General features: G+C 50.3%; 12 protein-coding genes. 1 reads left to right on the top strand and 11 read right to left on the bottom strand.

Translation table 11 applies throughout. The features are described 5' to 3' along the window. Positions 1–4 precede the first annotated feature (4 nt). The 11 genes from AC0VZ8_RS06580 to AC0VZ8_RS06530 all read right to left on the bottom strand — a co-directional run bounded on the left by AC0VZ8_RS06580 (position 5) and on the right by AC0VZ8_RS06530 (position 13,125). On the bottom strand, positions 5–1,225 hold the full coding sequence (locus AC0VZ8_RS06580) for a cation:proton antiporter (RefSeq protein WP_071221198.1): 1,221 nt from the start codon (positions 1,223–1,225) through the stop codon (positions 5–7). A gap of 368 nt (positions 1,226–1,593) precedes the next feature. Next, positions 1,594–2,196, bottom strand: a complete 603-nt coding sequence (locus tag AC0VZ8_RS06575) for a response regulator transcription factor (RefSeq protein WP_071221199.1) — start codon at positions 2,194–2,196, stop codon at positions 1,594–1,596. Then, the gene (locus AC0VZ8_RS06570; protein ID WP_475486427.1) at positions 2,193–3,326 is read right to left on the bottom strand and encodes a sensor histidine kinase; all 1,134 of its coding nucleotides are present in this window, start codon (positions 3,324–3,326) and stop codon (positions 2,193–2,195) included. Before AC0VZ8_RS06570 ends, AC0VZ8_RS06575 begins: the two co-directional genes overlap by 4 nt. 85 nt (positions 3,327–3,411) lie before the next feature. Further along, positions 3,412–4,488 carry a Delta(5) desaturase DesA gene (gene desA / locus AC0VZ8_RS06565; protein WP_475486426.1) on the bottom strand — a complete coding sequence of 359 codons (1,077 nt, stop codon included), beginning with the start codon at positions 4,486–4,488 and terminating at the stop codon, positions 3,412–3,414. Between the two features lie 126 nt (positions 4,489–4,614). Then, positions 4,615–5,613 carry a Gfo/Idh/MocA family protein gene (locus tag AC0VZ8_RS06560; RefSeq protein WP_475486425.1) on the bottom strand — a complete coding sequence of 333 codons (999 nt, stop codon included), beginning with the start codon at positions 5,611–5,613 and terminating at the stop codon, positions 4,615–4,617. Positions 5,614–5,663: 50 nt separating this feature from the next. Next, positions 5,664–6,119, bottom strand: a complete 456-nt coding sequence (locus AC0VZ8_RS06555) for an acyl-CoA thioesterase (RefSeq protein ID WP_194541285.1) — start codon at positions 6,117–6,119, stop codon at positions 5,664–5,666. Between the two features lie 234 nt (positions 6,120–6,353). Continuing rightward, a complete protein-coding gene (locus tag AC0VZ8_RS06550) occupies positions 6,354–7,349 on the bottom strand; it encodes an ABC transporter permease (protein ID WP_475486424.1) in 996 nt (331 codons plus the stop codon). Beyond that, positions 7,346–8,836: a sugar ABC transporter ATP-binding protein gene (locus AC0VZ8_RS06545; protein WP_475487650.1), complete on the bottom strand. Its 1,491-nt coding sequence runs from the start codon at positions 8,834–8,836 to the stop codon at positions 7,346–7,348. The genes AC0VZ8_RS06550 and AC0VZ8_RS06545 overlap by 4 nt, the downstream gene beginning before the upstream one ends. A 144-nt stretch (positions 8,837–8,980) precedes the next feature. Next, the gene (locus AC0VZ8_RS06540; RefSeq protein ID WP_475486423.1) at positions 8,981–10,102 is read right to left on the bottom strand and encodes a sugar ABC transporter substrate-binding protein; all 1,122 of its coding nucleotides are present in this window, start codon (positions 10,100–10,102) and stop codon (positions 8,981–8,983) included. A gap of 313 nt (positions 10,103–10,415) precedes the next feature. Further along, positions 10,416–11,051 (bottom strand): SGNH/GDSL hydrolase family protein, encoded by a 636-nt coding sequence (locus tag AC0VZ8_RS06535; protein WP_071221206.1) that lies wholly within the window; start codon positions 11,049–11,051, stop codon positions 10,416–10,418. Between the two features lie 331 nt (positions 11,052–11,382). Continuing rightward, on the bottom strand, positions 11,383–13,125 hold the full coding sequence (locus tag AC0VZ8_RS06530) for an ABC transporter ATP-binding protein (protein ID WP_009589764.1): 1,743 nt from the start codon (positions 13,123–13,125) through the stop codon (positions 11,383–11,385). Positions 13,126–13,272: 147 nt separating this feature from the next. Here AC0VZ8_RS06530 and AC0VZ8_RS06525 point away from each other — a divergent pair, with 147 nt between their 5' ends. After that, complete coding sequence (locus AC0VZ8_RS06525; RefSeq protein ID WP_475486422.1) at positions 13,273–14,715, top strand: ABC transporter permease; 1,443 nt, start codon at positions 13,273–13,275, stop codon at positions 14,713–14,715. Positions 14,716–14,720: the final 5 nt, after the last annotated feature.

Raw genomic sequence — 14,720 nt, 5'->3', positions numbered from 1 at the left:
AGCCTTACGCCTTCCTTTTTTTTACTTTCTCCACAGGCTCGCTCCATTTGAATATTTTATTCGCTCCGCGGTAGATACGTTTTGACTCCTTCGCTAGAAGAGGACCGAGAATCGCAAGAATCAGAACATAGAGGGCCGAGAATGGTTTCAGCATCGCGGACAGTCCGCCGGCTAGTCCCAGATTCGCAACGATGATCGTGAACTCCCCGCGAGCCATAATGGTCAATCCGATGTTAAGCGACGATTTATGCGATAATCCGGCCTTGCGACCCGCTATCATGCCTGCGACCAGGTTGCCGATAATGGTCAGTACCACCGCGCCAAGAGCAAGCCATAACGCATTCCCAAGCGTGGTCGGGTCGATGCCGAGACCAAAGCTGAAGAAGAAGATGGCTCCAAAAAAATCACGGAAAGGAATGACCAGCTGCTCGATCCGTTCGCTATGATCCGTCTCCGATAAAGCCAGTCCGAACAACAGCGCGCCGATCGCTTCGGCTACGTGCAGTGTCTCGGAAAACCCGGCAATAAAGAACATCGACGAGAATACTACGATAATGAAAATCTCGCTGGACGTAATATTCAGCAATTTGTTAAGTATAGGCGGTCCTTTTCTCGCAATAACAAAGAACAACAGCATGTAACCTATGGAAATGCAAACCGAGATGATGGTTGCCCCTATCGATGTAGCCCCGCCTAATAACAGTCCCGACATAATCGATAAGAACACGGCAAGAAAAATATCATCGAACAAAATCATGCCAAGTATGAGTTCCGTCTCCGCATTCCCTGTGCGCCGCAGATCCACGAGCACCTTAGCAACAATGGCGCTGGAGGAAACCGACAGCATCCCTGCAATGATCAGCGTCTCGTACAGAGGCATATTGATCACGAAACCGTAAGCCACACCCAGCACGAAGTTCAATACTACATATACGGTTCCGCCTACCACAATGTTTTTTCCGGATTTGATCAATTTTTGAACGGAAAATTCAAGACCAAGGTAAAAGAGCAGGAATAGAATACCGATCTGTCCCAGAAAATCGATGATCCCCTGGCTCTCGATGAACTTAAAGTCAAGAATCCCTATCGTTGGTGCATGCGGACCGACAAGCATCCCGAGTACAATCAAGAACGGTATGATCGAGAACTTGAGCTTTCCAGCAATTACGGAGGCTATAGCAACCAGAATCAGAGCAGTTCCAACCTCAAACATCATATGGTCCATAGAAGACCTCCTCCTCCTCAAATTTGACTTCTGGCAATCATTTCTATTATACATAAAAATGCATACATTTACAAAGTGACAACAGTATTCTTGCTTGATAACCCAATAGATGCTATATTTACCCCATAATGATCAGGGTTAATTTTATTAGTGATTTTATGGTTTCCAAAAAATATAAATTATATCCAAACACTTTACCCTATAAAAGAAAATGAATATTTATGCATAATATTGAATACTATACCAGGTAAAAAAATACATATATCGCGAAAAAAACGCCCTTGCGACCATCCCCCATTATCTTTTATCCGCACAAAAAAAGAAGCCCGGTGGCTGCAACCACGGGGCTTCCGGCTATTTTCGGATGATTATTTAAACCAACCTTTTTCTTTAAAACGCGTAATCGCTTCGATCCGGTTGCTGACACCGAGCTTATCAAGAATAACGGAAATATAATTCCGGACGGTGCCCGTTGTAATAAACAGCTGATTGGCAATTTCCTTCGTGTTCTTGCCGTCCGCAATCAGGCCCAGCACTTCCTTTTCCCGCTCCGTCAGCGGATTCTCTTCGCCGGAATACGCTTCATCCACCAGCTCGGAGGCGTATATTCGTCTGCCGGCCATTATGCTCCGAATGGATGCCGCCAGTTCCTCGCTAGGGCTGTCCTTCAGGAGGTAGGCGTTGGCGCCGGCCTTCACGGCACGCTCAAAATACCCCGGCCGGGCAAAGGTTGTCAAGATCATCACCTTGCAGCCAGAGCCCTTTAGTTCTTCAGCCGCTTCAAGTCCGTTCATCATCGGCATCTCAATATCCATGATACAGATATCCGGTTTATGAAGTTTGACAAGCTGTACGGCATCCTTCCCATTACCTGCCGTCCCGACAACCTGCATATCTTCTTCCAGATCAAGCAGTGAGGCCAGGGCTCCAAGCAGCAATCGCTGATCTTCGGCTATGACAATTCGGATCATATTCCCGCCTCCTTATCCGGCATTCTGAGCACATTAGGTACACGTAGCACCAGCGTAGTCCCCTCGCCGGAAGTGAACTCCATGCTTCCGTTTACGAATTCAAGCCGCTCTCTCATTCCCCGCAGTCCGTTGCCGCGGTTTCTCGCATCGGTCACGAACCCTGTTCCATTGTCCTTCACCCTCGCAACCAGATCCGTTTCCGTGGATTCGATCACAATGGAGCAAGCCGTGGCATTGCTATGTTTCACTATGTTATTCACGGCCTCTTTCAGGCACATGCTGATCACATTTTCATTCATTAACGACAGATTTTCCGGCTCCAGCGTTCCCTCAAAGGTTAATTCAATCTGGGCAGCCTTTAGAATTTGCTGAATGCGGAAAATTTCATCCGTAAGCCGGGTCCCCCGCATCCGTGTCACCATTTCGCGCACTTCCTTGAGTGCCGTTCTGGCCGTTTGGCGTACATCGTTGATCTCGGCCTGGGCTCTTTCCGTATCCTGCGTCATCAATTTACCGGCCAAATCACTTTTGAGGCCAATGAGAGACAGCTTCTGTCCGAGCGTATCATGCAAATCGCGGGCAATCCGCTGACGTTCCTCCAGCTTCACCAGTTCCGAAATCCGTTTGTTGGCATCCTCCAGCTGACCCTGCAGCTGATCATTCTTATTCCGGTTATAGTTCGTCACGGGCAACAGAATCACCCCGACTACACTGACAAGCACAAATGGCAGCTGTGTGATAAAGAACGGATTCCGCGTTAACAATCCATAATTGACCGTAATGATGGTCGTGACCAGATGGATCGAATACAGCGTGATAAACCCGGCCTTGTTCTTGATGTTCCCGATAAAAAAGGCGAGGAACAACGAGAAATAGATATACCCGAATACCAATGACATCGTAATCGATATCAGAATTTGCAGACTCGTCCAGAAGTAGACGAGCCAGCCTTTGGCCAGAAATGAAAGCACGTAGAAAGCAAAGAACATCAGGATCATCAGAGTACCGAATATAACCTGATAGGTAGAGGTCGACCGGAAGATGAAATAGAATGGAAGGATATAGAAGACGACCCATACATAAGGGCTCAGCCCCGTACTTTTATGAAATATCTGATACCATTTCTGCATGGAGTCCCACCTTCTGTCGGTTCTAGCTTTTTCCTCATTTCTGCATACTTATTTATTCCTATTATAACCTCATAACCGCAAGGAATTACTCGCCCTGCACTCTGGGCCTGCTGCTCGCCAGGCTCTTCTCTGCTTTTGCCAATACCGATTCCTGCGGTTTACGGAGCGACTTCTTTGCTTGCTTAAATGTGACAAACTCCTTTTTCTCTTCATCCCACAGACGGAAACGAATAGATTTCAAACTGGTCTTGAGTGTAATCGTTGTTGCCTTTTGCAGCGGAGGAGCAGCTTCATGCGCCTTCTCCAGGTTGTAATTAGGAACCTTCGGGCTCAGATGGTGAACGTGATGGAAGCCGATGTTACCCGTGATCCATTGCAGAACCTTCGGAAGTTTGTAATAAGAGCTGCCTTCTACGGCTGCATTGATATAACTCCACTCTTCATCATGCTCGTAGTACGTTTCTTCGAATTGATGCTGTACATAGAACAACCAAATGCCAAGCATTCCCGACACCATGAAGATAGGAGCTTGAACGAGCAGGAAGGCCTGCCATCCGATCGCCCAGCACAGCAATGCATACAGCGCAACAATCGAAATATTCGTTATATAGTTACTGAATTTCTCCTTGCGTCTCGCACCTTTACGGTTAAAACGGTAGGATACCAGAAATATGGCGATGGGACCCAGTCCGAACATCACGATCGGATTACGGTATACCCGGTAGTATAAACGCTGCCAGAAAGAAGCCGCTCCATACTCTTCAACGGTCAATACCCACATATCGCCGATTCCCCGCTTATCGAGATTGCTGCTCGTCGCGTGATGAATCGCGTGCGTGTTCTTCCATTGCTCGTAAGGGCACAATGTAATAACGCCTGTAATCGTGCCGAGAATTTTGTTCGCCCGGCGGCTTTTAAAGAAAGATCCGTGACAACAGTCATGGAATATGATAAATGTCCGAACAACAAACCCCGATGCAATAACCGCTATGGGAATGGTAAGCCAGTACGATACGGATAAACTTAAATAGGCTGCATACCATAGCAATATCAAGGGAACCAGTGTATTGAAAAGCTGACCTATACTCGCCTTTGTGTCAATTTCTTCATAAGGGGCAACGTTCTTTTTCAAGCTGGATAGTTTGTTATCGGGTTTAGCCATAGTTGTCTTCCTCCTCGAAATGGCGCAAGGACGTTATACATGCATCACGCACTTGTCTAATCTAATTATAGATAGAATGTCATGCGCGTCGTAGTCATAAACGTCATTTCGGGAGTATGACAAATATCATATATTGGTGCGGGAATCGGCCGGAAACCGCAGTCCTACCTGGCGTCTGGCCTCCTGCATGATTTCAGCCGTAATGAGTGAGTTGGCATGGGTATTGATTGCACTTTCCCGTTCGCCGCATTGGATTAAATGGATAAATTCCCGGGCTTCATAATACATCGATTCATGGGTCTGCAGCTGTGTCACGTTCTCAATGGTGCCGTCTCTGTAATGAATCTTCACATCATAAGGCTGATTGATCTTGTCGATAATCATCGTGCCGTTCTCGCCCTGGATTTCGGCAGGGGCATAGGAATCGCTGATCTTGGAGTGCATGATCACGGCATCCATCTCGGGATAGGACAACAGCAGGCTGCCCTCGCCATCAACCCCGGAGGATAGCATATAGCCGGAAGCTTTGACGGAGTCCGGTTTACCGAACAGGGTGACCATCGGATACAGGCAATATATCCCCAGATCCATAAGAGAGCCGTTGGAGTATTCGGGGTTAAACGCATTGAGCACCGTCCCCTGCTTGAAAGCATCGTAACGGGAAGAGTATTGGCAGTAGCTTGCAAAATAACGCCGAATCGGACCCAGCTTGTACAGGTTGTCCCTGACGGTCTTGAAATTCGGCATCAACGTCGACTTCAGGGCTTCCATGAGCAGAACGTTGTTATTCTTCGCTGCTTCAATCATGGCGGACACTTCGGCTGCGTTAGAAGCCATTGGCTTCTCGCACAGAACATGCTTCCCGTGGTTCATGCATAATATCGCCTGATCTACGTGATAGGAATTCGGACTCGCAATGTACACTGCGTCAACCTCGTCATCCTGCAGCATCGTCACAAGATCCGTATACACTTTGGGATCCGCGTACTTGGCCGCGAAAGCCCTGCCCTTCTCTTCCGTACGGGAGTATACGGCAGCAAGTATAAATTCTTCCGTCTCCAGAGCAGCTTGGAGAAACCGCTCGGTAATCCAGTTTGTGCCGATCACGGCAAAACGGATGTTCATCCCTAATCCCTTCCCTTCTCATCTGATAGTAAGTGATCTTTCACTTTGCGTTACATCCATCCTTCAAAAGTCGAAATTCGCTCGCGTGCCGAATCCGGAATCGGCGTGCTCTTGCCTGTCGCGGTATCGATGAGCACAATGGTTCCGCGACCGGCCGCTTTTAAGGTGCCGTCCACCACGATCGCATACTGGACGTCCATGGAGGAGCGTCCGATCTCAGCCACCCGGACATGAAGCTTAAGCGGGTCCTTCAGATACAATTGAGCAAGATACTGGCATTCCAGATCCGCAACCACCGACACCTTTTGTTTGCTGAACAGGTCCTCGGTCAATCCCAGGTTCTCGAAATACTCAATGCGTCCCTGCTCAAAATACATGAAATAGCTGACGTTATTGACATGACCAAGCATATCCGTTTCGCAGTACCTTATCTTTATCGGAATTTCAAAGTGAAACGTGTCCAGCCAAGCCTTGGGATCCGGTTGTATGAAGGTTGTTTTTTTCATGATGAGTCCCCTTTCTCTCTGTAAGAGACAAATGTATGTACAATTAAATCAGTCTTCTACAAGGATAGTCAATACAAGTTGAGTCCGTCAACTACCTAACCAAATCATGGATAACCTGCCAAGAATGCAGCCGGCCATGAAAAAAGACCACCCGTTCCAGAGCAGAATCACTGGAGGGATGGTCTTGATAAGGATGAATGGAACAAGTTGGTCAAAATACGTGCCGCTTAGCCATCAATGTCTCTTCTTATAGTAAGTTAAGGCAAGCGCCAACGCCAGCACGGCGCCCTTCACGATATCCATCGCATAATACGGCACGGACAGCATGATCAGACCATTTTGCAGTATACCGATCAGTACTGCGCCGACAAAGGTCCCGAGCGCGTTCGGCTTGCCGGCTCCGAATACGGAGTATCCGATGAAAGTCGCAGCGACGGCATCCATCAGATAAGGTCCGCCGGAACCCACCTCGGCCGTCATGACGCGAGCCCCGAGGATAATCCCGCCGATGGCGGCAAACAATGCGGAGACCAGGTATGCAATCAAACGGTACTTGCTCACCGGAATCCCGGATAATGCTGCCGCTTCACGGTTGCCTCCGATCATATACATGTACCGTCCGTGTTTGGTATAGGTCAGGAACAGATGGACTACCAGGACCACGAGCACCATGATGATAATGATCCATGGCACCTGCCCGATCTTCTCAAACACCGCCGGAATTTTACCCGTGGCAAAATCTCCGCTCGGCAGGATCATATTCTGGGAAATGGTAGCACCGCGGGTATATGTCAAGGCAATGCCCTGGAAGATAAACATCGTCGCCAGGGTCATCAGCATGTCGTCGATCTTGAAATTGATGACCAGAAACGCGTTGATCAGCCCGACGGCTAGACAGAACAGCAGCGTGAGGCCGATGCCGATGCCGATATTTTGCCCGTGCCAGACGAACATGGAAATAACCAGCGCGTTTGCCAGGGAAGCCGTTGAGCCGACAGACAGGTCAAAGCCGCCCACAGCCAGCGATACGGTCAGTCCCACGGCAATAATCGTCACGATCGAGATCGAACGGAGTATGTTAATAATGTTGCTTGTATTCAAAAAGTTGTCGGCGACGGTCCCGAATACGAGAATAAGTGCAAATACCGTGATCAATGTGCCGTATTTATATAGAAAATCAAAAGCGAAACTAGCCGTCGGCTTCTCCTTAATTGGTCTTGCTGTATTCATGTTAACCCGCCTCCTGTGCAATAAAGCAATAGTTCCTCTTCGTTGGATGACTGCGTCGTCAGCTCCTTCGTGATGCCGCCGTCATACATCACATACACCCGATCCGTGATGCCAACAATTTCGGACAGCTCGCTGGAGGCGTACAGCACGCACTTCCCCCGCTTGGCCAGCTCGGCCACCAGATGAAAAATGTCCCGCTTTGCGCCAACGTCAACCCCTTTGGTCGGCTCATCAAAAATATACACATCCGCGTCGACCAGCAGCCATTTGCCGATTGCCACCTTCTGCTGGTTGCCCCCGGACAGGTTTCTCACTCGGGCCCGCTCGTTCGGGGTCTTAATTCCGAGGGACTCGATCATCTCCCTCGCCGCCTGCTTCTCCTTGCCGAAGCTAAGCCAGGATCCCCATCTGGAAAAACGGGACAGCACCGCAGCCGTTAAATTAATGGACACCGACTCTTCCACGAAGACGGCTTCGCGTCGGCGTTCCTCGGGGACCAATGCGATGCCATGCGAGACAGCATCGTGCGGCGAACGGATGCGGAGTTTATTCCCGTTCAGCGTGATCTCACCGGTTGATGTATCGGATGCTCCGAATATCGCCCGGCACAGCTCCGTTTTCCCGGCTCCGACCAGCCCGGCCAAGCCGACAATTTCTCCCTTGCGTATGTGCAGGTTAACACTGTTGATTTTGCCTGGGTCGAACATGTTCTTCACCTCGAAGCAGACGGAGCCGATCTCTCGCTGGATACGGGGAAACTGCTGCTCCATCCGGGAGCCCAGCATGTACTCCACCACTTTGGGCTGATCGATATTCGCAATGCGGTCACTCTTCACCAGCTGACCATCCCGCATGATCGTAATATCATCGCAGATTTCATACAGCTCCGGCAGCCGGTGCGAGATGAAAATAATGCCGACCCCATCCTGCTTCAGCTTGCGCACCAGCTTGAACAGCTGATCTGTCTCGCTGTGGCTGAGCGGCGCGGTCGGCTCGTCCAGAACCAGAATCCGGCACTGCTTGGAGACGGCTCTTGCGATCAGCACCATCTGCTTCTCCGCCAGCGTCAGCTCCGAGATCAGCTTCTTGCCGGGAACCCGGATGTTCATCCGTGCAAGAATCGACTCAGCTTCCTGATGGAGCTCCTTCCAGCGGATCAGGTGCCGCTTACCCATATCGTGAACCGTCCGGTCGAGCATAATGTTCTCTCCGACCGTCAGGTTTGGAATGAGAGCAGTATCCACCTCTTGATAGACGATCTGAATGCCCAGATCCTTCGCTTCCTTCGGGGAACGGATGTCTGCCTTGCTCCCATCGATCCAGATCTCGCCCTCATAATGGTTGTAAGCACCCGATAGAATTTTCATTAATGTAGATTTCCCTGCGCCATTCGCGCCGATCAATGCATGTGCTGTTCCTGCGACCGTCTGAAAGTCAACATCGATTAACGCCTTAACGCCTGGAAAAGAGATTGAGATATGCTTCATTTGAAGTAAGGGTGCCGCATCCGACACGTTGGTCGATGTGGCAGTTGTTGGCTCCAAAACGCTTCGCAAGTGTATTCTTCCCTTCAAATAGGATAGGGCGCCCTTATCGAAAACCGACAAGAGCGCCTGTATGAATCATGCCGTTTATTTGCCGCTTGCTTCTTTCAACGCCTTCATCCAGTCCTCTTCGAATTCGGTGCTCGTCCCCCAGCTAGGGATAATATCCGCCAGGTTGACCATGTTAACCGCTTCGGTTGCACCCTCAAGGCCGGAGCGTTCGATCAATACAGGCTCCAGATTGACCGTGGCAGGCGTTTCCTCGCCGGCAATCTTTTTAGCAAGCAAACGTACGTTGATCGCGCCGATCGTTTTCGGATCTACGGCTGCGGTAGCTACCCAAGGACTGTCCGGCTTCTGGATCAGCTCCAGGTCCGCGTTGGATACGTCGATGCCGTAAATCTTAACCTCGGTGCGTCCCGCTTCCTCCAGCGCTCTGGCTGCGCCGATCGCGAACGCATCCCAGGTTGCGAAGATCGCATCGATTTCGCCCTTCGGATACTTCGTCAGGATGGCGGATACCGCATTTTGCGTTTCCAGTGAAGTCTGGTCGCTCGCCACGCCGAAACGCTCCACTTCCTTGATGCCCGGATTGTTCTTCAGCGTTTCCTGGTATACCGCATTGCGTCGTACCATCGGCGGGAATCCATCTACCCAGAGATAGACGATGTTGGCTTCCGGCCCTTGCTCTTCCACCAGCTTGTCCAGTGCCAGCTTCGCCAACTGCTCATCATCCTGCGACGTCTGGGTTACCCCTGCAATGTCGCCAATCTCCGGCAAGGAGTCAAAGGTGACGACAGGAATTCCTTTATCCGTAATCTTCTTCACGTCTTGAACGGATGCAGGATCGTCTCCGTGCGAAATGATAAATCCATCGTAATCGCTGTCAATGGCTTGGGCGATCGCATCGTGGAATTTGGCGGAATCCCCGTTCGCCGAGAAGGTATCTACCTTAAACCCGAGAGCCTCGCCTTCCTGCTTCGCGCCTGCCAAGAATTGCGCCGTATGATCATCGCCCCCGATTTTCCGGACGACCATCAATTTCACCGGATCCTTCTCGGCAATGCCTGCCGGCAGGTTCTCGACCTTGTCCGCCAGATTGCCTGCTCCGCTACCGCCGCCGCTGCCCGATTCGGCACAACCGGTTAAGACAATCATAAACGCGAGCACCAGCGCCGTTAATTTCCTTACATGTTTACTGCCTTTCATGTTCTCTCCCCCTGTTTTCCGTTAAAAGGACTATACTAATTAATACAAGTAATCCTATAGGATTTAATTAGAGGCGTCAACCCTTATTTTCTCGCTTTAATGCATTACACCACAATGGCAAAAAAAATGAAAGTTGTTTTGATATGTATCGGCAGCGGCTCGCTCATATTTCATATCCCGTGCAAATCCTATCAGAAAAAAAAGAGCTCGGGAAGGCAGTGATTCACCCCCCGAGCTCTTTTCCCACCTAATCGATCAGCTCACCCAAGCTTATCCTGCAGCATTGCATTCCGCTTTTCGCTGATATTATGAATTAATCCAAACGAACGCCCATCGTTTCAAGCCAAGCCTTCGCGATCAGGCCGTGTCCGGCCGGTGACGGATGCACGCCGTCCGGCGCCCAGAAGGCAGCTTCGCGGCGCGCCGACGCCGCAGCAAACAATCCGTCCAGCGGCACCAGCAGCGCCCCGTATTCCACTGCTAATTCGCGAACGGCCGTAATTTTCGGATCCAGATCCTCGCGCCAAACTCTGCGATCCTCCGGATGCGGCAGCACGAACGGCTCAACCAGAATCAGCTTGGCGTCAAGCGCCCCTTTGGTGCGTTCGATCAATTTACGGTAGCCGGCTTTGTAATCCTCGGTGCTTGTCGGGTCCCCGCTATCATACCGGCGCCAAGTGTCATTGATTCCGATATAGATGGATACCCAGTCCGGTTTCAGATCCAGGCAATCCTCCTGCCATCTAGCATTCAAGTCGACGACCCGGTTTCCGCTGATCCCTCTATTCAAAAAGGTTACGTTTAACTCAGGAAATTTCATGCCGAACAACGAGTCGATCAATAGCGGGTATCCGTTCCCCAAGCTGCCGGAAAAGTTCCGGTCACGACCGCAATCCGTAATGCTGTCTCCTTGAAATAATACGACATCCCCTTGCTGCAAACGATTCATTCCACTTCCTCCTCATCGGTATATTGCTAATGTACGTACAATTGGAAATCCGTAGGCTCATTACTCGTGAGAACGCTTCCTAGCATTAAATATTTGCCATGCAGGGCTCAATTCCTTTTTATGTACCATGCAAATCGTCAATTTATGAGTGAATTTTTTGGCATGACTCATTGGAAGAGAACAACGTGTATCGACGTATCTTCTCAGGGGCAGACATGCTTTAAGCGGAAGCTTTTCTTGCGAGATCAGGATGGTAAGCCTCTGAAGTTTATTCTTATTTCTTCATATAAAAACCTGCCCCAAAATCGGGACAGGTTCTGTTATAGTTCAATTAAGCTCCGGTTGGCATGGCCACCCAATGACCTTCCGATACTTCCACAAGCTCCGAATGCTCGAGGTTATATTTGTCCTCACCGGTGCGCTCTTCCAGCAGTACCCGTTTCTTCTTGGATTCGATCTTCGGATCGGGTACCGGAATCGCCGCGAGCAAGGACTTCGTATAATCATGCTGCGGATTGGAGTACAGCTCTTCGCTTTCAGCCAGCTCCACGATTTTGCCCATATACATAACGGCAACGCGGTCACTGATATGCTTCACCATCGACAGGTCGTGCGCAATAAACAAATAGGTCAAGCCCAGACGATGCTGCAGCTCCTCCAGCAGTTTCACGATCTGCGATTGGATCGACACGTCGAGCGCGGAGAGCGGCTCGTCGCACACGATGAATTTCGGCTCCACCGCGAGCGCCCGGGCAATCCCGATTCGCTGGCGTTGGCCGCCGGAGAATTCATGCGGATAGCGCGTGGCGTAGGCCGGATCCAATCCGACCATATCCAGCAGCTCCTCGACCCGTTTCTTCCGCTCCTGCTTACTGCCGGTCAATTTGTGAACATCCAGCGCTTCGCCGATAATGTCCACCACCTTCAATCTCGGGTTGAGCGAGGCATACGGATCCTGGAAAATCATCTGCATATGGCGCCGCATGGCCTTCATTTCCGAAGGAGAAAGACGATTTACGGACATTCCTTGATACAGCACTTCTCCGCCTGTTGGCTGGTGAAGGCGAAGGATGGCTCGTCCCGTCGTCGATTTTCCGCTGCCGGATTCCCCGACAACCCCGAGCGTTTCCCCAGCCTGAATGTGAAAGCTGATATCATTCACCGCTTTAAGCACATTACCTTTACCCATATCAAAATACTGCTTCAAGGATTTAACCTCTAACAGAGGTCCCTTGTAATCCGTGCTTGGCACGATGATCGGCGCTGGCTTCGCTTTCTTCTTCTCGTCCAGGCGCGGAAGCGCGTTTAACAGCTTCAGGGTGTAGGGATGCTGAGGATTCTCGAAAATTTCCTCCGTCGTTCCCGTCTCGACGATCACGCCGTCCTTCATTACCGCCACGCGGTCGCACATGCCCGCAACAACGCCGAGGTCATGCGTGATCAATATAATGGAAGAACCGAAGCGCTCCTGCATATTTTTCATCAGATTGAGGATTTGAGCCTGAATGGTTACGTCAAGCGCCGTCGTCGGCTCGTCCGCGATCAGCAGCGCAGGTCTGCACGCCAGCGCGATGGCGATCATGACCCGCTGCCGCATGCCGCCCGAGAACTCGTGCGGGTACTGGTTATAACGCGCTTCGCTGTTCGGTATGCCGACCAGCTTCAGCATCTCAAGCGCCTGCTGCTTCGCTTCCTGCTTGGACAGCTTCTGGTGTTTGACCAGGCTCTCTGATATTTGTTCCCCGATTCGGATCGTCGGATTAAGCGAGGTCATCGGATCCTGAAAGATCATCCCGATATCGCGTCCGCGGATGCTCTCCATCTCTTTCTCGGTTTTCTCGGCCAGGTTCTGGCCAAGGAACAGGATCTCCCCATCTTTCATATAAGAAGGCGGGGAAGGCAGAAGCCGCATGATCGAGCGTGCGGTGACGCTTTTGCCGCTTCCCGATTCCCCAACGATCCCGAGCGTTTCCCCTTTCTTCACTTCAAAGCTGACCCCACGCACCGCGTGAAATTCTGAATCACGGGATTGAAAGGCTACACTCAAATTTTTAACCTGCAATATCGGTTCCAACTCTGCTCACCTGCCATTATGCGTTTATGTCATTAAAGTAATATCATCTACAACTCTTATAATCTATTGACTTTTAAAATAGGCTAAAATAAAATATACTATATCACTCGGAATAATGCAATTTGAAACAAGGAGGAAAGGCAGCTTATGGGGGGGACAGAAGCAGCAAGACCAAACAGACTCATAGGTTCGATAAGCAGCACATACAGTAAGATCCTTCTGAATCCTTCTTATAGATACTTACTATTATTATTGGGAGCGCCCGTGAATCTCGTGGTCTTCCTATTTTATTTGGTTCAGAGAAAGAAGGACGACTACGCGGCGGCTGAGAACCGCATACGCAGCGAGATGCTGGCTGCCGGAGATCTGGAGGCCCTTCGCTCCGAGATGATGGAGCAGCAGAAGCGCAAGCACGACTTCTTCAAGCAAAAAGTCAATGAAGGGCAGCTTCGGCAGGAAGTCGACAAAATCGTAGAAGCAAGATTCCGGGAAGTCCTTAAGGAACGGACTGTCAAGGAACTGAAACTGAGCAACCGGAAACGGTTGACCATGGCCGATACGTTTGGTTCTCTCATCGAGAATCCGTTGTTCTTCATTATATCATTTATTCCGGGCTTGCTGATGTACATCCTTATTTTTTTGTACAGCAATCCTTACCTGAAATATATTCTGGAGAGACTCGTGATGACGGTCTTCGTTATCTTCGGGGTAGCGGTGCTCGTCTTTACGATTCTCCACTTGTCGCCGTTCAACCCGGCAGCCAACATTCTGGGCGAGACGGCAACGCCGGAACAGATCGCGGCTTTTAACAAAATGCACGGACTGGATCAGGGCTATCTCACGCAGCTGTGGAACAACATTAAAGGAATCGCCTACTTCGATCTCGGCAAATCCTTCTCGGGCAATGAAGAGATTACTTCAAGCATCGCCAGAAAGTTCCCGATTACGCTGACGCTTACGGTCATTTCCCTGATTATCGCGATTGTGATCGCATTGCCGATCGGGATTATCTCGGCTACGAGACCGAATTCGTTTTTTGATTATACGTTTATGTTCATCGCGCTGATCGGGCTGTCCATTCCAAACTTCTGGCAGGGACTGATCTTCATCCTGAATTTCTCGATCAAGCTGCAGTGGCTCCCCGCCACCTTTAATCCGGAGAACTGGTTGTCCATGATCATGCCGGTGATCGTGCTCGGTACAGGACTTACCGCTTCGGTAGCGAGAATGACGCGCTCCTCTACGCTGGAGGTTATTAATGAAGATTACATGATCACAGCCAAAGCGAAGGGGCTCAGCAAGAGCACCATTCTGATGAAGCATGCTGTCCGTAACGCCATCATTCCGATCATTACGGTCATCGGACTTCAGTTCGGCGGAATGCTCGGCGGCTCCGCCGTTACGGAGAAGGTATTCAACATCAGCGGAATCGGCAGCTACATCGTCGATAAACAATTCATCCCTGACATCCCGGCCATTATGGGCGGCGTGGTTTACACCGCCATTACCATATCGTTGGTGAACGTCATCATTGATATCTTGTACGCGTTCTTCGATCCACGGATCAGGTCCAAGATGAAACAATACTAAAGCAG

The organism is Paenibacillus sp. QJM3NY_38, assembly GCF_056173265.1.
Note: the sequence above shows the minus strand (reverse complement) of the source record. Positions and strands in the feature narration are given on the sequence as shown.

Excerpts from the sequence above, each read along its gene's own strand:
- desA (WP_475486426.1), bottom strand. The coding sequence starts at position 4,488 with ATGGCTAAACCCGATAACAAACTATCCAGCTTGAAAAAGAACGTTGCC.
- AC0VZ8_RS06575 (WP_071221199.1), bottom strand. The coding sequence starts at position 2,196 with ATGATCCGAATTGTCATAGCCGAAGATCAGCGATTGCTGCTTGGAGCC.
- AC0VZ8_RS06540 (WP_475486423.1), bottom strand. The coding sequence starts at position 10,102 with ATGAAAGGCAGTAAACATGTAAGGAAATTAACGGCGCTGGTGCTCGCG.
- AC0VZ8_RS06570 (WP_475486427.1), bottom strand. The coding sequence starts at position 3,326 with ATGCAGAAATGGTATCAGATATTTCATAAAAGTACGGGGCTGAGCCCT.
- AC0VZ8_RS06545 (WP_475487650.1), bottom strand. The coding sequence starts at position 8,836 with ATGAAGCATATCTCAATCTCTTTTCCAGGCGTTAAGGCGTTAATCGAT.
- AC0VZ8_RS06550 (WP_475486424.1), bottom strand. The coding sequence starts at position 7,349 with ATGAATACAGCAAGACCAATTAAGGAGAAGCCGACGGCTAGTTTCGCT.
- AC0VZ8_RS06555 (WP_194541285.1), bottom strand. The coding sequence starts at position 6,119 with ATGAAAAAAACAACCTTCATACAACCGGATCCCAAGGCTTGGCTGGAC.
- AC0VZ8_RS06580 (WP_071221198.1), bottom strand. The coding sequence starts at position 1,225 with ATGGACCATATGATGTTTGAGGTTGGAACTGCTCTGATTCTGGTTGCT.
- AC0VZ8_RS06525 (WP_475486422.1), top strand. The coding sequence starts at position 13,273 with ATGGGGGGGACAGAAGCAGCAAGACCAAACAGACTCATAGGTTCGATA.
- AC0VZ8_RS06535 (WP_071221206.1), bottom strand. The coding sequence starts at position 11,051 with ATGAATCGTTTGCAGCAAGGGGATGTCGTATTATTTCAAGGAGACAGC.
- AC0VZ8_RS06560 (WP_475486425.1), bottom strand. The coding sequence starts at position 5,613 with ATGAACATCCGTTTTGCCGTGATCGGCACAAACTGGATTACCGAGCGG.